Raw genomic sequence first — 16,540 nt, 5'->3', positions numbered from 1 at the left:
TTGTCAGCGCGGCCGTTCGTCCCCATCGTGTCGCACCGCGTTCGGTTCGGAGAGTTCATTGACGGCAAGACGGCCCACCATCGACGACGTGGCGCGCCTTTCGGGCGTCGCGCGGACGACGGTCTCGCGGGTGCTCAACGACGGCCCCAATGTTCGCGACGAAGTGCGGGCCCGGGTGATGGAGGCCGTCAAGGCGCTGGACTACAAGGTCAATCCGCAGGCCCGGTCGCTGGCCGGCGGCGGCAGCCGGCTGCTGGGCCTGGTGTTCGCCTCCGACCTCGAGAGCGAGCCCAACTCGTTCTATCACTCGGCCCTGGAGCTGGGCGCGCTGCGCGGCTGCCTGGAGCTGGGCTACCAGCTGGTGACCCGCCACATCCCGTTGCAAAGCGCCGACCGCGAGCAGCAGGTCTATGACCTGATCGCCACCCAGCGCTGCGAGGGGCTGATCTTCACGCCGCCCTATTCGGACGACGCGGCCCTGATCGCCGAGGTGCTGCGGCGCGGTTGCAGGGTGGTGTCGATCTCGCCGGGCGGGGCGGGTAGGGACCTGGCCGACGGCGTGGGCATGGACGACGAGGCCGGCGGCTACGACATCGCCCGCCGGCTGATCGAGTTGGGCCATCGCCGATTCGCCTTCATGGGGGGCATCGAGGGCCACTTGTCGGCCGACCGGCGCCTGGACGGCTTGATACGGGCCCTGTCCGAGGCAGGGCTGGGGGCGTCAGACCTGATCAAGGTGCGCGGCGACTTCACCTTCCGTTCGGGGGTGGAGCTGACGCCGCGCCTGCTGGACGATCCGCTGCATCCGACGGCCCTGGTCTGCGCCAACGACGACATGGCGGCCGGGGCGCTTTCGGTGGTCCACGGACGCGGCGTGAAAGTGCCGCAGGACCTGTCCGTCACCGGGTTTGACGACACGCCGGTGTCGGCCATCGTCTGGCCGCCGCTGACCACGGTGCACCAGCCGCTGAAGGACATGGGCCGCCGCGCCGTGGCCCTGCTGGCCAGCCGCCTGACGGGCGGCCGGGCCGAGGCCGAACCCGAGTTCAACTGCCTCGACCACGCGGTGGTCGAGCGGGGCACCGCAGCCTCCGCTCCCTGATCGATCGCCGTTCCCCTTGACAAGGCCGACGCGTTGCGGCCTTTGTTGGAAGCGCTTCCAATTCACGTAAGCGCGGCTTTTCGACGCCGAATCCGCAAGAGACGGGGCGAGGAGGGCCAGGGAAGAGACGCAGTAGGGGAGAGTACCTTGATCCATCACGCCCATTCGGTCGCGCGCGTTCGCGCCGGCGCCCAGCGCTTCAAGCAGCTGGCCTATGCCTCGGCCGGGGCTCTTGCCTTGCTGGCCGGCGCCGCCCACGCCCAGGACGCCGCCCCGGCCCAGGAAGACACCGCCGTCGACGAGGTGGTGGTCACCGGCTATCGCCGCAGCCTGGAGCAGTCGGCCGAGATCAAGCGCCGCGAGGTCGGCGTGGTCGAGGCCGTGTCGGCCGAAGACATCGGCAAGCTGCCCGACGTGTCGATCGCCGAGTCCCTGGCGCGCCTGCCGGGCCTGACCGGCCAGCGCGTCAACGGCCGGGTGCAGGTGATTTCGATCCGCGGCCTGTCGCCCGACTTCTCGACCACGCTGCTGAACGGCCGCCAGCAGGTCAGCGCCGGCGACAACCGCGCCGCCGAGTTCGACCAGTATCCGTCCGAGCTGCTCAACAGCGTCGTGGTCTACAAGACCTCGAACGCCGCCCTGATCGGCCAGGGCCTGTCGGGCACGGTCGACATGCGCACCGTCCGCCCGCTGGACCAGAAGGGCCGGGTGATGACGCTGAACGCCCGCCGCGAGATCAGCGACCTCGACAAGGCCAATCCCGACGGCTCCAAGAGCGGCTACCGCTTCAGCGCCTCCTATATCGACCAGTTCGCCGACGGCACGATCGGCGTCGCGCTGGGCTACGCCCACCTCGACAGCCCCACCCAGGTGCAGCAGTACAAGGCCTGGTACTGGGAGCAGCCGGCCCAGTTCACCGGCGCCAACGCCGGGGCCTACAGCCTGGGCGGCCAGGAGATCTTCGCCACCAACCGCGACCAGGTGCGCGACGGCTACATGGGCGTGCTGGAATGGCGGCCCAACGACAAGCTGCACTCGACGCTGGACCTGTTCTACTCGACCTTCGACCAGAAGGAGATCCGCCGCGGCATGCAGTGGTTCTCCAGCCCCAGCACGCCTGACGCCACGGTGTTCCTCAACCCCGGCTTCACCAAGGTCGGCAACTCGCTGATCAACACCTCGGGCACGGCGACCAACGTCACCCCGGTGGTCCGCAACGACCTCAACACCCGCAAGGACGAGCAGTTCGCCGTGGGCTGGAACACGTCCTACGTCTCGGGCGCGACCACCTACACCGCCGACATCGGCTATTCGAAGGTCGAGCGTCGCGAGCAGATCCTCGAGACCTATGCCGGCTACGGCCCGATCCGCACCTTCGACAACATCGGCTACGACCTGAACTTCAACGGCGTGGGCAAGTACACGACGAGCCTCGACTACGCCGACGCCTCCCGCGTGCAGCTGGGCGATCCGGCGGCCTGGGGCGGCTGGGGCCATGACGGCGCCATCCGCTTCCCCGAGGTCGAGGACCGGATGTTCACCGGCGACTTCCGCATCGACCACGACGTCTCCGAGACCCGTCTCGGCGGCTTCCTGAGCAGCGTGCAGGCCGGGATCAACTACACCGACCGCAAGAAGGACAAGACGGTCGACGACAACGACCTCTTCCTGAAGAACGGCCGCGCGCCGACGACGGTGGCCTCGCAGTACCTGCTGTCGCCGGCCTCGCTGTCGTTCGCGGGCATCGACCAGGTGCTGGCCATCAATCTGCCCAAGGCCCTGCCGGTCTATTACGACATCGTGCCGATCGGGAACGCCGACGACTACAACAAGGACTGGAAGATCCAGGAGCGCCTGACCACGGCCTACCTGATGGCCAAGATCGACACCCATGTCGGCGCGCTGCCGATCAAGGGCGACATCGGCCTGCAGTACATCTCCACCAAGCAGGAATCGACGGGCTACACCGTCAGCGGCGGCACGGCCCAGGCCCCGAGCCTGGTCTCGGTCGAAGACACCTATGACGAGCTGCTGCCGAGCCTGAACCTGACGGCCGAGCCGGTCGAGAACCTCTATGTCCGCTTCGGTGTGGCCAAGACCTCGGCCCGTCCGCGCCTCGACGACATGCGCGCCAGCATCACCGCCGGCGTCGACGCCCTGACCTTCCGCTGGAGCGGCTCGGGCGGCAATCCGTACCTGAAGCCGTGGAAGGCGACCGCCTTCGACCTGTCGGTCGAGAAGTACTTCGCGCCGGGGACCTACATCGCCGTCGCCGGCTACTACAAGGACCTGGAGACCTACATCTACAACAAGTCGGTCGATTACGACTTCTCCAACGTGCCCAACACCGGCACGGTCACGCCGGTCAGCAACATCGGCCTCCTGACCCGCCCGGAGAACGGGGAGGGCGGCAAGCTCTACGGCTACGAGATCTCGGGCGCGGTCGACTTCGGCTTGATCACGCCGTGGCTCAAGGGCTTCGGCTTCGTCGGCAGCATGTCGCACACCAAGACCGACATCCAGCCGGACGGCCCCGGCTCGAGCAACGCCCTGCCGGGCCTGTCAGGCGACGTCTACAACGTCACCGGCTACTACGAGCGGGCCGGCTTCTCGGCCCGGATCAGCAAGCGCCACCGCTCGGCCTTCCGTGGCGAGGTGGTGCAGCTGTTCGCCTATCGCGGCTTCACCCAGGTGCTGGCCGACGAGCAGGTCGACGCCCAGATCGGCTACGAGTTCCAGGACGGGCCGCTGAAGGGCCTGTCGGCCGTGCTCCAGGTCAACAACCTCGACAACAGCCCCTACCGCACCCGCACCGGCGTGCTCTCGGACGGCACCATGCTGCCCGAGACCAACGACCAGTACGGCCGGCAGTACATCTTCGGTCTGAACTACAAGTTCTGACCCCTGCGCGCGGAGGGCCGATCCCTTCCCCTGGCCCTCCGCGTTTTTTTTCGTTTCGACGCGGCCCGGCTTCGCAAGAGGCGCGGGCCCCCTCGCGCCCGGTTGCGGCGCCCCCGATCACGACACGGAGTAGCCCATGACGACCGCCGCCCAGCCTTCATCCGCCCTGCGGATCCTGCGCCGGACCTCCGCCGCCGTGGCGCTGCTGGCCCTGCTGCCGGCCGCGAGCCTGGCCCAGACCATGCCGGCCAAGGACAGCGCGCCGCTGACCGCGCGCGCCAATGATCCGGTCTGGGCGCGTGCCGACGCGCTCGTGAAGCAGATGACGCTGGACGAGAAGATCACGTACCTGCACGGCCTGTTTCCGCCCAACACCAAGCCCGCACCCGCCGACATGATCCCCTCGGCCGGCTACGTGCCCGGCGTGCCGCGCCTGAAGATACCGACCCTGCGCGAGAGCGACGCCAGCCTCGGCGTCGCCAACCAGGTCGAGCAGCGCAAGGGCGACACCGCCACGGCCCTGCCGTCGGGCCTCGCGCTGGCCGCCACCTTCGAGCCGAAGCTGGCCTACGAGTCCGGCGCGATGATCGGCGCCGAAGCCCGCGCCAAGACCTTCAACGTGCTGCTGGCCGGCGGCGTCAACCTGACCCGCGACCCGTGGGCGGGGCGCAACTTCGAGTATCTGGGCGAGGATCCGCTGTTGGCCGGCGAGATGGCGGGGGCGTCAATCCGTGGCGTGCAGAGCAACCACATCGTCTCGACCATCAAGCACTTCGCCATCAATTCGCAGGAAACCGGCCGCCACGTGATGGACGCCCGCATCGGCGAGGCCGACCTGCGCGAGAGCGACCTGCTGGCCTTCCAGATCGCCATCGAGAAGGGCCAGCCGGCCTCGGTGATGTGCGCCTACAACAAGATCAACGGCGACTGGGGCTGCGAGAACGACTTCCTGCTCAACAAGGTGCTCAAGCGCGACTGGAACTATCCGGGCTGGGTGATGTCGGACTGGGGCGCGGTGCACAGCACCACCAAGGCCGCCCTGGCGGGGCTCGACCAGCAGTCGGGCCAGGAGCTCGACAAGCAGATCTACTTCGGCGACGACCTGAAGGCCGCCGTGGCCAGGGGCGAGGTCAGCCAGGCGCGGGTCGACGACATGGTCCGTCGCATCCTCTACGGCGTGATCGCCACCGGCCTGATCGACAACCCGACCCCGGCCGAGGCTCAGCCGATCGACTACGCCAAGAACGCCAAGGTCGCCCAGGCCCTGGCCGAGCGCGGCGCGGTGCTGCTGAAGAACGACCGGGGACTGCTGCCGCTGGCCAAGAGCGCGAAGAAGATCGTGCTAGTCGGCGCCCATGCCGATGTCGGCGTGCTGTCGGGCGGTGGTTCCTCGCAGGTGCGCTCGGTCGGCGGCGCGCCGGTCGAGATCCCGCTGAACGGCGGCGAGGCGGCCTCGTTCGTCCGCGTCACCTGGCACGCCTCCTCGCCGCTTAAGGCGATCAAGGCGGCCTATCCGAACGCCGAGGTCTCTTACGTCGACGGCAAGGACCCGGCGGCCGCTGCAGCCGCCGTGAAGGGCGCGGATCTCGCCATCGTCTTCGCCTGGCACTGGCAGACCGAGGCGCAAGATGCGCCCTCGATCGCCTTGCCCGAGAACCAGGACGCCCTGATCGACGCCGTCGCGGGCGCCAACAAGAACGCCTTGGTGGTGCTGGAGACCGGCGGCCCGGTCCTGATGCCGTGGCTGGACCGCGTGGGCGGCGTTTTGCAGGCCTGGTACCCGGGCCAGCGCGGCGGCGAGGCTATCGCCGGCATCCTCAGCGGCGCGGTCAATCCGTCGGGCCGCCTGCCGATGACCTTCCCGAAAGCCGAGGATCAGGCGCCGCGCGCCTCGGCGCCCGGCTATGCCGAGCAGGCCGCCATCGACGACGCCCGTCGGGCCGGCAAGGAGGCCGGGCCGATCAAGGGCTTCCCGGTCGACTATCCGGAAGGCGCGGCCGTCGGCTATCGCTGGTTCGCCGAGAAGAAGCTCCGGCCGCTCTATCCGTTCGGCTACGGCCTTTCGTACACGACGTTTGGCTACAGGAACCTCAAGGTCGAGGACGGCGACGGGCTGAAGGTCAGCTTCGACGTCACCAACACCGGCAAGGTCGCCGGCGCCGACGCGCCGCAGCTCTACGTCACCGCCGGCAAGCGCAAGTCGATGGTGCGGCTGGCCGGCTTCCAGAAGGTCGACCTGCAACCGGGCGAGACCAAGCGGGTGACCCTCAGCGTCGATCCGCGCGTGCTGGCCGACTATGACACGGCCAAGCCGGGCTGGACCCTGCCGGCCGGTTCGTACCCGCTCTATGTCGGCGCGCATGCGGGCGACCCGGCCCTGACCGGTTCGGCCAAGCTGAAGGCCTGGAGCCGCAAGCCGTGATGCGCATCGCCCTGATCTCGACGGCGGCCGTCCTGGCCCTGGGAGGCTGCGTCAGCGTCTCCCCGGCGCCCGAGCGCGCCGCCCGCGCCTGGGTGACGACCGGTGACAAGGCTCAGCTTCTGGCCGAGCAGCCGCCGTTGGCCGCCCCGGCGGCGGGCGACGATCTGCCGGTCGTGGCCGTCGACACGGGCCAGCGCGACCAGTCGATCGTCGGCTTCGGGGCGTCGATCACCGACGCCTCGGCCTGGCTGATCCAGACCAGGATGTCGCCCGCCCAGCGGCAGGCGCTGTTGTCCGAGCTGTTCGGGCGCGGGGAGGGCGGTCTCGGCTTCAGCTTCACCCGCGTGACAATCGGCGCCTCGGACTTCTCGCTCGACCACTACAGCCTGGACGACGCGCCGGGCGGGGCGGCCGATCCGGCGCTCGCGCACTTCTCGACGGCCCGGCCCGAGCAGTACGTCTTCCCCACCGTGCGGGCGGCGCTGAAGATCAATCCCGACCTGAAGGTCATGGCCTCGCCGTGGAGCGCACCGGCCTGGATGAAGACCACCGGCTCGCTGGTGAAGGGCCGGCTGAAGCCCGACGCCTATCCGGTCTATGCCGAGTTCTTCGCCAAGTACGTCAAGGCGGCCAAGGCCAAGGGGGTGCCGACCGACTATCTCAGCATCCAGAACGAGCCGGACTTCGAGCCCGAGAACTATCCCGGAATGCGCTGGCCGGCCGCCGACCGGGCGCGGTTCTTCGGCGACAACCTGGGGCCCGTCTTCGCCCGCGAGCGGATCGCGACCAAGGTGCTCGACTGGGACCATAACTGGGACCAGCCGCAGCAGCCGATGACGGTTCTGGCCGATCCCAAGGCCCGGGCGTTTGTCGCTGGCGTCGGTTGGCATTGCTACGCCGGCGACGTCGCGGCGCAGGACGAGGTGCGCAAGGCCCATCCCGACAAGGACGTGTTCTTCACCGAATGCTCGGGCGGCCAGTGGGCGGCCAAGTTCGACGAGAGCTTCCTGTGGATGATGGACAAGCTGATCGTCGGCTCCACCCGGGGCGGGGCGCGCGGCGTGCTGATGTGGAACCTGGCGCTCGATGAAAAGTACGGCCCGCACGCCGGCGGCTGCGGCGACTGCCGGGGTGTGGTGACCATCGACCAGACCACCGGCGCGGTCGAGCGGAACCAGGAATACTACGCCTTCGGCCACGCCAGCCGCTTCGTGAAGCCGGGCGCGGTGCGCGTCGGCTCGCCGGCCGAGGTCGCGGGCCTGAGGACCGTGGCCTTCGTCAATCCCGACGGCGGCCGCGCCCTGATCGTGCTGAACCAGACGGGCGAGGAGAAGACCTTCGCCATCGTCGACGGCGCCCGGCGCCTGAAGGGCAAGCTGCCGGCGAGGTCGGCGGGCACCTTCACCTGGTGACTCAAAGGGGCGGCGGAAGAACTGTCACGAAGCCGTGGTAGCCGCCGCCCCATGCTCCCCAAGGCCGCTCTTTCCGCGCCGGCGACGCGCCTTGCGCCATGACCGACCTGGCGTCCCTGCGCGCCCAGCGCGACGAGCTCTATCACTTCATCGTCCGCCGCACCCGTGACCCGGCCGCCGCCGACGACCTGGTGCAGGAGACCTTCGCGCGCCTTTTGACCTACGAGAAGGCGCGCACCGTCGCCGACCGGGCGGCGCTCGGCTATCGCATCGCCCTCAACCTCGTCCGCGACCATTTCCGCAGCCGCAAGCGACGGCCCACCGAGATGCTGGACGAGGAGATCCCCTGCCAAGCCCCGGCGCCGGAGCAGATCCTCATGCATCGCCAGAAGGTCGAGGTGTTCGGCAGGGCGCTGGACGCCATGCCGCCGCTGCGTCGCGACGTCTTCATCCGGCGGCGCCTGCACGGCCAGTCGACGCGCGAGATCGCCGACGCCCTGGCCATGAACGAGGCCGCCGTCGAGAAACACGTGGTGCGGGCGCTGGAGCAGCTGCACCGCGAGATGACCAAGGCCGAGCGCCGGGCCGTGGCGGGAGGCCGCCGATGAGCCGCGCCCGCCGCACCGCCGCCCTCTGGGCCGCTCGCCGCATGGACCCGGCCTTCCACGACGAGGCCGGCTTCGAGGCCTGGAAGTCGGACGATCCGGCCAATGCCCAGGCCTTCGACCAGGTCTGGGGCGTCAACCAGGACGCGGCCTTGACCGAGGCCATGAAGCTCAGCGAGCAGCGCCGCGAGGCCAAGCGGCGAGGGGCGGGGCCGATCGCGGCCCTGGCGGGCGGGGTGCTGGCCTGCGGCCTGGCCGTGGCGCTGGCCTGGCCCCAGTTGCAACTGCTGACCGTGACGCCGACGGCCTTCGAGACCGTGCGCGGTGAACATCGCGCCGTCGTGCTGGAGGACGGCACAAAGGTCATGCTCGACGGCGACACCCATTTGGAGGTGCGCCTGGGGACCGGTCGCCGCGAAGTGGCCCTGAGCAAAGGCGAGGCCTTCTTCGATGTCGCCCACGACGAGGCCAGGCCATTCACGGTCAGGACCGCCGCCGGCTCGGCCCGCGTGCTGGGCACGGCCTTCGACCTGGAGATCAGCGACGAGCGCGGGCCCGAGCGGCTGGAGTTGTCGGTGCATCGGGGGCGGGTGCGCCTGGCGCCCGACGGTCTGATCCGCCGCACCGCCGTGCTGACCGTCGGCCAGCGGGCCTTCGCCACCGAGGGACGGCTATCGAAGGTGAAGGCCTTCGACCCGGCCGCCGACGACTGGCGCTCGGGCTGGCTGGAGACCGACGGGGTGAGCCTGGGGCGGCTGGTCGAGCGGGTGAACCGGTCCTCCGAGCGCCGCATCGTCATCGCCGACCCCGAATTGGCCCGCCAGCGGGTGGCCGGTCGCTTCCGCCTGGACGAGCCGGCGACCCTGGTCCGCAACCTGGCGCTGGTTCACGGCTTCGAGGTCCGCGAAGCGCAGGGCGGCCTGGTGATCAGCCGGTGACATGAGCGCGTCGTCGCCGAAACTTCACAAAATTCCCTGTCCTGAAAGGGAGGGCGGCGACGTCTTCCCCGCCGAAGCCGGCCTGACGCCGCGCATTCGGGGATAGTACGATGACCTTCAAGACCTGGACCCTGTGGAGCACGGCCTCGGCCGCCGTCCTGATGTCGGCGACGACGGCGATGGCCGCTCCGGCGCCCAAGCCGGCCCTGGCCATTCCGGCCGGCGACCTGGCCACGGCCCTTCCGGCCTTCTCACGCGCCACGGGCCTGCAAGTCCTGGCCGATCCGGCTCTGCTGGCCGGAAAGCGCACCGCCGGCGTGCGCGGCGAGCTCGACGCCGAGACGGGCCTGAGCCAGCTGCTGCGCGGCACGGGCCTGACCTATGTCCGCAACGGCGGCGCGGCCGTGCTGCGTCCCGCCGTCCAGAAGATCTCGACCGCTCCGGCCCCGGCTCGCCGCGCCGAGGCCGCCGCGTCCGTCGCCGCCGCCGAACCGACCGCCGACGACAGCGCCACGGTTGAAGAGATCGTCGTCACCGGCGGCTTCGCCAACTCCTTGGCTCGTGCTTTGGCCGACAAGCGCAAGGCCGCCAATGTCGTCGACGCCATCTCGGCCGAGGACATCGGCAAGTTCCCGTCCAACAACATCGCCGAGGCGCTGCAGCGGGTGCCGGGCGTGGCCATCACCCGCGACCGCGGCGAGGGCCTGTTCGTCCGTGTGCGGGGCCTTGGCCCCAACTTCCAGATCGTCACCCTGAACGGCCGTAGCGCTGCGGTGAACGAGAACATGCGCGACAGCGGCCAGAGCGGCCGCCAGTTCCGCTTCGACACCCTGCCGTCCGAGCTTGTCGCCGGCGTCGAGGTCGGCAAGACCCCGCTGGCCTCGCTGGACGAAGGCGCGATCGGCGGCGTGGTCGACATCAAGACCTTTCGCCCGCTGACCCTGGGCAAGAACACCATCGCCGCCTCGGCCACCGCCAGCCATCCGGAGCTGGCCGGCGCCACCGACCCGCGCGTGTCGGGCCTGCTCAGCTGGGTCAACGACGACAAGAGCTTCGGCGCCCTGCTGGCTCTCGTCTACGACCAGCGCACCCTGCGCCAGGACCGCGTCACCGGCGTTAGCTGGAGCTACACCGACACCTCGACCACCCTGGGCAAGAGCCTGGCGGCGCAGGGGATCAAGCTCTATCCGACCGCCATCCGCCCGACCCTCGAGCGCGAGGACCGCGAACGCAAGGGCCTGGTGTTCTCGGCCCAGTACCGGCCGACCGACGCCACCGAGATCACCTTCGACGCCAGCTACACCCACCTCGACGACCACTATGACGAGCTGACCTACTCGGTCGACCAGACGGTCTCGACCCTGGTTCCGGGCTCGGCGGTGGTGCGCGACGGCACGCTGGTCGGCGGCACGGTCACCTCGACCAGCCAGATCGGCCGAGAGGTCAGCGACCTGGCCCACGACAACCTGATGCTGGCCATCAATGGCAAGCAGCGGATCGGCGAGTGGACCTTCTCTGGCGACGCGGCCTACGCCCGCGCCTACAGCGAGACCTCTAAGCCGATCACCCGCACCCGCCTGCTGGGCGCCATCGGCCAGACGACCTTCAACATGACCAAGGTCGACGACGATGTCCTGCCCAGCGTCACCCTGGCCACGGCGAACCTGTCGACCCCGTCACTGTTGCCGTTCCGCCGCATCGAGTGGCGCACCAATGACTCCCTGGACCTCGAAAAGGCCATCCAGGCCGACGCCGAGCGTCCGGTGCAGTGGGGTCCGTTCAGCCGCGTGGCCTTCGGCGTGAAGTTCCGCGAGCGTGAGCGCAGCTACAATCGCGCCGACATCAACTTCACCACCAACCTGGCGAACAAATATTTCGACGCCAGCTATTTCGAGGCCTTCCCGGCCGGCGACTTCCTGGGCGAGGTGGGCGGCAACCTGCCGCGAACCTGGGTGATGCCCGACCCGGAAAAGTTCTGGGCCCTGGCCGACAAGACCCAGAAGGGCACGGCCCGCGCCGACCAGCGCAATTCCTACTTCGTGTCGGAAGAGATCCTGGCCGGCTACGGCCTGACCGACATGGACACGGAGGTCTTCGGTCGTCCGTTGCGCGGCCAGCTGGGCGTCCGCGTCGCCCAGACCAAGCAGGTCTCGGCCGGCCACGCCGACACCGGCAGCGCCGCCATCCCGGTCCGCTACGAGAAGACCTATACCGACGTCCTGCCGACGCTGAACTTCGCCATGGACATCACCGACACCCTGCAGGCCCGCTTCGCGGCGGCCAAGGTGATCACCCGTCCGTCGCTGGCCGATCTGGCCCCGCGCCTGACGCTGAACTCGTCGGGCACGGTGCTGACGGCCGTCGGCGGCAATCCGCAGCTGCAGCCGTTCGAGGCCTGGCAGTACGACGCCACGCTGGAATGGTACTTCGCTCCGGGCAGCGCCCTGGTGGCCGGCGCCTTCTACAAGGACATCACCACCTTCGTTTACAGCCAGAAGACCAACATCGTCGTCGACGCCCAGACCTATCAGCTGACCTCGCCGACCAATGGTGGTGAAGCCAGCATCAAGGGCGTGGAGCTGGCTTACCAGCACCTGTTCAAGAACCTGCCCGCGCCGTTCGACGGTCTCGGCTTCCTGGCCAACTACACCTACACCGACACCGAAGCGACCTACTCGCCGACCCTGACGGACGAGATGGTCAATGTGGCCAAGAACAGCTTCAACCTGACCGGCTTCTACGAGAAGGACCGCATCGCCGCCCGCGCCAGCTACAGCTGGGTGGACGACGTGCTTCAGGACGTCGGCGGCGCCGGCCTGTCGGCCCTGAACGACGCGGCCTTCGGCTCGCTGGACGCCAGCGTCAGCTACAAGATCACCGACAACATCACCGCGGCCCTCGAAGGCCAGAACCTGACCAACGCCGCCCAGTGGCAGTTCGTGAAGGGCGGCTGGTTCGGCGGCTACACCCACTATGGCCGCACCGTCAGCTTCGGCCTGCGGGCCAAGTTCTAGGTCGGCTTTCCTCTTCCGAAGTTCCCCTCGACTGGCCCGCGCGCTCCCCCGCGCGGGCCTCTTTTTCTTTCGCAAGGAGCCTTCGCCCATGCGCGTTCTCGCCCGCCTGGCGCTCGCCGCCATGGCCGTTATTTCAGCCGCGCCCGCCGCCGCAGACACCCTGGAAAAGGTGGTTATCGTCACCCGCCACGGCGTTCGCGCCGCGATGTCGAGCCCGGAGCGCCTGGAGACGGCTACGGCTCGCCCGTGGCCGCGCTTTTCGGTCCCCGCCGGTCACCTGACTGCCAATGGCGCGGAGCTGTCGACGCTGTTCGGCGGCTACTACCGCGCGCTCTATGTGAAGCAGGGCCTGCTGGCCGTCGCCGACTGCGGCCAGGTCTATTACTGGGCCAACGTCACCCAGCGCACGATCGCCACGGCCGAGGCGCTGGGGCAGGGGCTGTCGCCCGGCTGCGCCGCGCAGGTCCACACCGTGGGCGAGGGCAAGGCCGATCCGATGTTCGAGCCGGTCGCGGCCGGCGTGGTCAAGCCCGACATCGCCAAGGCCCGCGCCGCCGTCGCCGGCCGGGTGGGCGGAGATCTCGCCGCCTGGAGCGCGGGTCATGGCGACGCCATCGCCAGCCTCGACCAACTTCTGATGCAGTGCGACGTCGCGCCGTGCCCGGCGGTCGCCGGCAAGCGCCGGGTGTACGACGCCAAGCCGGGCTTCTCGGCCGAGGCCGACGCCACGGTCGGTATCGATGGTCCGGAAGCCTTCGCCTCGGGGGTGACCGAGAGCCTGCTGATGGCCTGGGCCGACGGCCAGGACTTCGCGGGCCTGGGCTGGAGAGGGCTGAACGAGGCGTCGCTGCTGCGGGTCTTCCCGCTGCACCAGGCAGAGTTCGACCTGCGCCTGCGCACGCCCGAGGTCGCCCGGATCGGCGCCGGCCATCTGGCCGAGCGGGTATCGGCGACCTTGAACGATGGACCGGGCGCGGTCGGCGACGCCAGGGCGAAGATGGTGGTGATCGTCGGTCACGACGGCACCCTGGCGATGCTGGGCGGACTGCTGGGCCTGGACTGGGTGGCGCCGGGCTATCAGCCGGGCCAGATCGCGCCGGGCGGGGCGCTGGTGTTCGAGCGCTGGAAGCGCGACGACGGCGCGCGGGTGATCCGCGCCCGCTACACGGTGCAGAGCCTGTCGCAACTGCGCGAGAAGACGCCCCTGACCCTGGCCGCGCCGCCGGCCGTCTCGCCGATCTTCGTGCCGGGGTGCAGCGAGGCGAGCCTCGATTGTCCGCTGGATCGGTTCGGCGCGGTGGTGAAGGAGGCGATCGCCCACTAAGGGGGAAGCTGACACTGAAACCCTCTCTCTTAGAGAGAGGGTTCAAGAAAAGGGGAGCGACCAAAGCCGCTCCCCAACTCGTCTAGTGCACGGCCGACGTATCGGCGACCCGCGTCGGCTTGGGGGCCAGCCAGACCACCAGGGCCGCCACCACGAACAGCACGGCCATGGCCATGAACACCTGGTTGGTGGCCAGCATCACCCCCTGGCTCTGGACCATGTTGTCCAGCGTGCCGCGCGCCTGGTCAGCGCTCATCCCTAAGCCCTTCAGCTGGTCCATCGTGCCCTGCGCGCCGTTCAGCACGCCCGACAGTTCGTTGTGGTTGCGGCTGGCGCCGTCGGCCCAGACCGTGGTCACCACCGAGGTGGCGAAGGCCCCCGACAGCGTGCGGCAGAAGTTCATCAGGCCCGCGGCGCTGGCGGTCTCCTCGACCTTGACGCTGGCGAGGGCGAGAGCCGTCACCGGCACGAAGAAGAACGGCATGCCGAAGCCCTGGAACAGCAGCCAGTGGGCGATGTCGAAATAGCCCATCTGCTGGTTGGCCTGGGCCCGGAAGAAGGTCATGACCGCCATCCAGATCAGGCCCAGGAACACCAGCCGGCGGGCGTCGAACTTGGCCGACATGCCGGCCGCCAGCGGCGCGACCATGACGGCCGTGACGCCCAGCAGGGCCGAGACGTAGCCGGCCCAGGTGGCCGTGTAGCCCATGTTCTGCTGCAGCCAGAGCGGGTTGAGGACGTTGATCCCGAAGAACGCCCCGAAGGCCACGCTGAGGGTGATGACCGCCGCGGTGTAGCCCCGGTATCGGAAGACCCTCAGGTCGACGATCGGGTTCTCCTCGGTCAGCTCCCAGATCAGGAAGGCCGCGAAGCCGACGGCCGCGACGATGGCCAGGCCGATGATCATCGGCGAGGCGAACCAGTCGTGCTCCTTGCCGAGATCCAGCATGATCTGCAGCGCGCCGACCCAGACGACCAGCAGGCCAAGGCCCACCAGGTCGACCTTCGCGCGGGCCAGCGGCGTCTCGTGGCCCTTCAGCAGGTTCCAGGCGAACCAGGCGCAGGCTATGGCGATCGGCACGTTGATCCAGAAGATGAAGGCCCAGCCGACGCTGTCGCACAGGGCCCCGCCCAGGATCGGCCCGAGGATCGGGGCGACCAGGGTGGTCATGGCCCACAGGCCCGTGGCGGCGGCCGCCTTTTCCTTGGGGAAGACGCGCAGCAGCAGGGTCTGCGAAAGCGGCATCAACGGGCCGCCGCAGGCGCCCTGCAGGATGCGGAACAGCACTAGGAAGCCCAGCGACGGGGCCAGGCCGCACAGGAACGAGAAGATCCCGAACCCGATCATGCCGAAGACGAACACCCGGACCGCGCCGAAGCGGGCCGAGAGCCAGCCGGTCAGCGGCACGACCACGGCCTCGGCCACGGCGTAGGAGGTGATCACCCAGGTGCCCTGGCTGGGCGAGACGCCCAGGGCCCCGGCGATGTTGGACACCGAGACGTTGGCGATGGTGGTGTCGAGCACCACCAGGAAGTTGGCGGCGGCCAGGATCAGGCCGGCGAAGATCATCGCCGGCCCGCTGAGCGGCGCGGGTTCGGACGCCGCCCTTGCGGGGGCGGCTTGAGCGCTGGCCATGACGGCGGTCCTTGCTGCTCGGGTTTAGCCGCGGGTGTCGATCGTGGCCTTCATCGAAAGGCCCACGCGCAGCGGGTGGGCCTTCAGGTCGGCCGGGTCGATGGCGACGCGCACGGGCAGGCGCTGCACCACCTTGATCCAGTTGCCGGTGGCGTTCTGGGCCGGGATCAGCGCGAAGGCCGCGCCGGTGCCGCCCGACAGGCCGGCGACCTTGCCGTGGTAGGTGACCGAATTGCCGTAGAGGTCGGCGGTCAGCTCGACCGGCTGGCCGATCTTCACCTTGCGCAGCTGGCCTTCCTTGAAGTTGGCGTCCACATAGGCCGCGGCGATCGGAACCACCTGCATGACCGGCGTGCCGGCGGCGACGCGCTGGCCCACCTGGACGGCGCGCTTGGCCACGACGCCGTCGATCGGCGCGCGGATCACGGCGCGCGACAGGTCCAGCTGGGCCTGCTCGAACTTGGCGCGGGCGGCGGCGACTTCCGGGTTGGTGTCGACGGTCGTGCCATCGGTCAGGACGGCGTTGGCGGCCAGCGAGCCGGCGGCGGCGGCGCGGTTGGCTTGGGCTTGCGCTTGCGAGGCCTTGGCCGAGGCGAAGGCGGCCTGGGCGTTGGCGAAGGCGTTCTGGGCGCGGGTCAGCTCGTCGCCCGAGACGGCGCCGGTGGCGGCCAGGGCCTTGCGGCGGTCCAGGTCGATGCGGGCGCGCTCGAGGTCGGCCTGGGCCGAGGTCAGGCTGGCGGCGGCGCGGGCCTGGTCGGCGTCGCGGGCGGCGATCTGGGCCGACAGGCTCTGGTCGGTGGCGAGGTAGCCGCGCACCCGGCGTTCGGCGCGAGCCAGGTCGGCTTGAGCAGAGGCGAGCGCGATGCGGGCGTCGCTGTCGTCCAGCACGACCAGCACGTCGCCGGCCTTGACCACCTGCGTGTCATGGACGGCGACGCTGCGCACCGGGCCGCCGACCAGCGGCGTCACCTGGGCGACGTCGGCGCCGACATAGGCGTTGTCGGTCTCGACGTGGTGCGAGCCCACGAGGGCGTAGTAGGCGCCATAGCCGGCGCCGGCGATCAGGACGACGGCGGCGAGGCCGAGGAACAGCTTCTTGCGCTTGGCGCCGGCGGCGGCCTTGGCGGCGGCCGCCTTCTTGGCGTCCTGGGCGGGGGCGTCGGCGGAGGCTTCGGAATCGTACATG

The 16,540-nt window shown here is 69.7% G+C and carries 10 protein-coding genes; 8 read left to right on the top strand and 2 right to left on the bottom strand.

Going from position 1 to position 16,540, the window contains the following annotated elements; genetic code table 11:
• The first annotated feature begins 58 nt into the window (after positions 1-58).
• The 8 genes from P7A99_RS07520 (at position 59) to P7A99_RS07485 (ending at position 13,718) form a co-directional block, all read left to right on the top strand.
• The gene (locus P7A99_RS07520) at positions 59-1,102 is read left to right on the top strand and encodes a LacI family DNA-binding transcriptional regulator (RefSeq protein WP_277793292.1); all 1,044 of its coding nucleotides are present in this window, start codon (positions 59-61) and stop codon (positions 1,100-1,102) included.
• A gap of 147 nt (positions 1,103-1,249) precedes the next feature.
• Positions 1,250-4,003 carry a TonB-dependent receptor gene (locus P7A99_RS07515; protein WP_277793291.1) on the top strand — a complete coding sequence of 918 codons (2,754 nt, stop codon included), beginning with the start codon at positions 1,250-1,252 and terminating at the stop codon, positions 4,001-4,003.
• A 136-nt stretch (positions 4,004-4,139) separates the two neighbouring features.
• A complete protein-coding gene (locus P7A99_RS07510) occupies positions 4,140-6,425 on the top strand; it encodes a beta-glucosidase family protein (protein ID WP_277793290.1) in 2,286 nt (761 codons plus the stop codon).
• The gene (locus P7A99_RS07505; protein ID WP_277793418.1) at positions 6,425-7,837 is read left to right on the top strand and encodes a glycoside hydrolase family 30 protein; all 1,413 of its coding nucleotides are present in this window, start codon (positions 6,425-6,427) and stop codon (positions 7,835-7,837) included. The genes P7A99_RS07510 and P7A99_RS07505 overlap by 1 nt, the downstream gene beginning before the upstream one ends.
• 98 nt (positions 7,838-7,935) lie before the next feature.
• A complete protein-coding gene (locus tag P7A99_RS07500; RefSeq protein WP_277793289.1) occupies positions 7,936-8,445 on the top strand; it encodes an RNA polymerase sigma factor in 510 nt (169 codons plus the stop codon).
• Complete coding sequence (locus P7A99_RS07495) at positions 8,442-9,380, top strand: FecR family protein (RefSeq protein WP_277793288.1); 939 nt, start codon at positions 8,442-8,444, stop codon at positions 9,378-9,380. The genes P7A99_RS07500 and P7A99_RS07495 overlap by 4 nt, the downstream gene beginning before the upstream one ends.
• Before the next feature lie 110 nt (positions 9,381-9,490).
• A complete protein-coding gene (locus P7A99_RS07490; RefSeq protein ID WP_277793287.1) occupies positions 9,491-12,394 on the top strand; it encodes a TonB-dependent receptor in 2,904 nt (967 codons plus the stop codon).
• Between the two features lie 88 nt (positions 12,395-12,482).
• Positions 12,483-13,718, top strand: coding sequence for a histidine-type phosphatase (locus tag P7A99_RS07485; protein ID WP_277793286.1), 1,236 nt, complete (start codon positions 12,483-12,485; stop codon positions 13,716-13,718).
• Between the two features lie 82 nt (positions 13,719-13,800).
• On the opposite strand, the gene P7A99_RS07480 is transcribed toward P7A99_RS07485, so the two are convergent.
• On the bottom strand, positions 13,801-15,354 hold the full coding sequence (locus P7A99_RS07480) for a DHA2 family efflux MFS transporter permease subunit (RefSeq protein WP_277793285.1): 1,554 nt from the start codon (positions 15,352-15,354) through the stop codon (positions 13,801-13,803).
• Positions 15,355-15,378: 24 nt separating this feature from the next.
• Positions 15,379-16,539 (bottom strand): HlyD family efflux transporter periplasmic adaptor subunit, encoded by a 1,161-nt coding sequence (locus P7A99_RS07475; RefSeq protein WP_277793284.1) that lies wholly within the window; start codon positions 16,537-16,539, stop codon positions 15,379-15,381.
• Position 16,540 lies beyond the last annotated feature (1 nt).

Source organism: Caulobacter endophyticus, assembly GCF_029543245.1.
GTDB classification, from domain to species: domain Bacteria; phylum Pseudomonadota; class Alphaproteobacteria; order Caulobacterales; family Caulobacteraceae; genus Caulobacter; species Caulobacter endophyticus_A.
Note: the sequence above shows the minus strand (reverse complement) of the source record. Positions and strands in the feature narration are given on the sequence as shown.

Bases quoted from the DNA above. Each gene is read 5' to 3' on its own strand.
- P7A99_RS07495 (WP_277793288.1), top strand. From the start codon at position 8,442: ATGAGCCGCGCCCGCCGCACCGCCGCCCTCTGGGCCGCTCGCCGCATG.
- P7A99_RS07500 (WP_277793289.1), top strand. From the start codon at position 7,936: ATGACCGACCTGGCGTCCCTGCGCGCCCAGCGCGACGAGCTCTATCAC.
- P7A99_RS07510 (WP_277793290.1), top strand. From the start codon at position 4,140: ATGACGACCGCCGCCCAGCCTTCATCCGCCCTGCGGATCCTGCGCCGG.
- P7A99_RS07490 (WP_277793287.1), top strand. From the start codon at position 9,491: ATGACCTTCAAGACCTGGACCCTGTGGAGCACGGCCTCGGCCGCCGTC.
- P7A99_RS07480 (WP_277793285.1), bottom strand. From the start codon at position 15,354: ATGGCCAGCGCTCAAGCCGCCCCCGCAAGGGCGGCGTCCGAACCCGCG.
- P7A99_RS07485 (WP_277793286.1), top strand. From the start codon at position 12,483: ATGCGCGTTCTCGCCCGCCTGGCGCTCGCCGCCATGGCCGTTATTTCA.
- P7A99_RS07475 (WP_277793284.1), bottom strand. From the start codon at position 16,539: ATGTACGATTCCGAAGCCTCCGCCGACGCCCCCGCCCAGGACGCCAAG.
- P7A99_RS07505 (WP_277793418.1), top strand. From the start codon at position 6,425: ATGCGCATCGCCCTGATCTCGACGGCGGCCGTCCTGGCCCTGGGAGGC.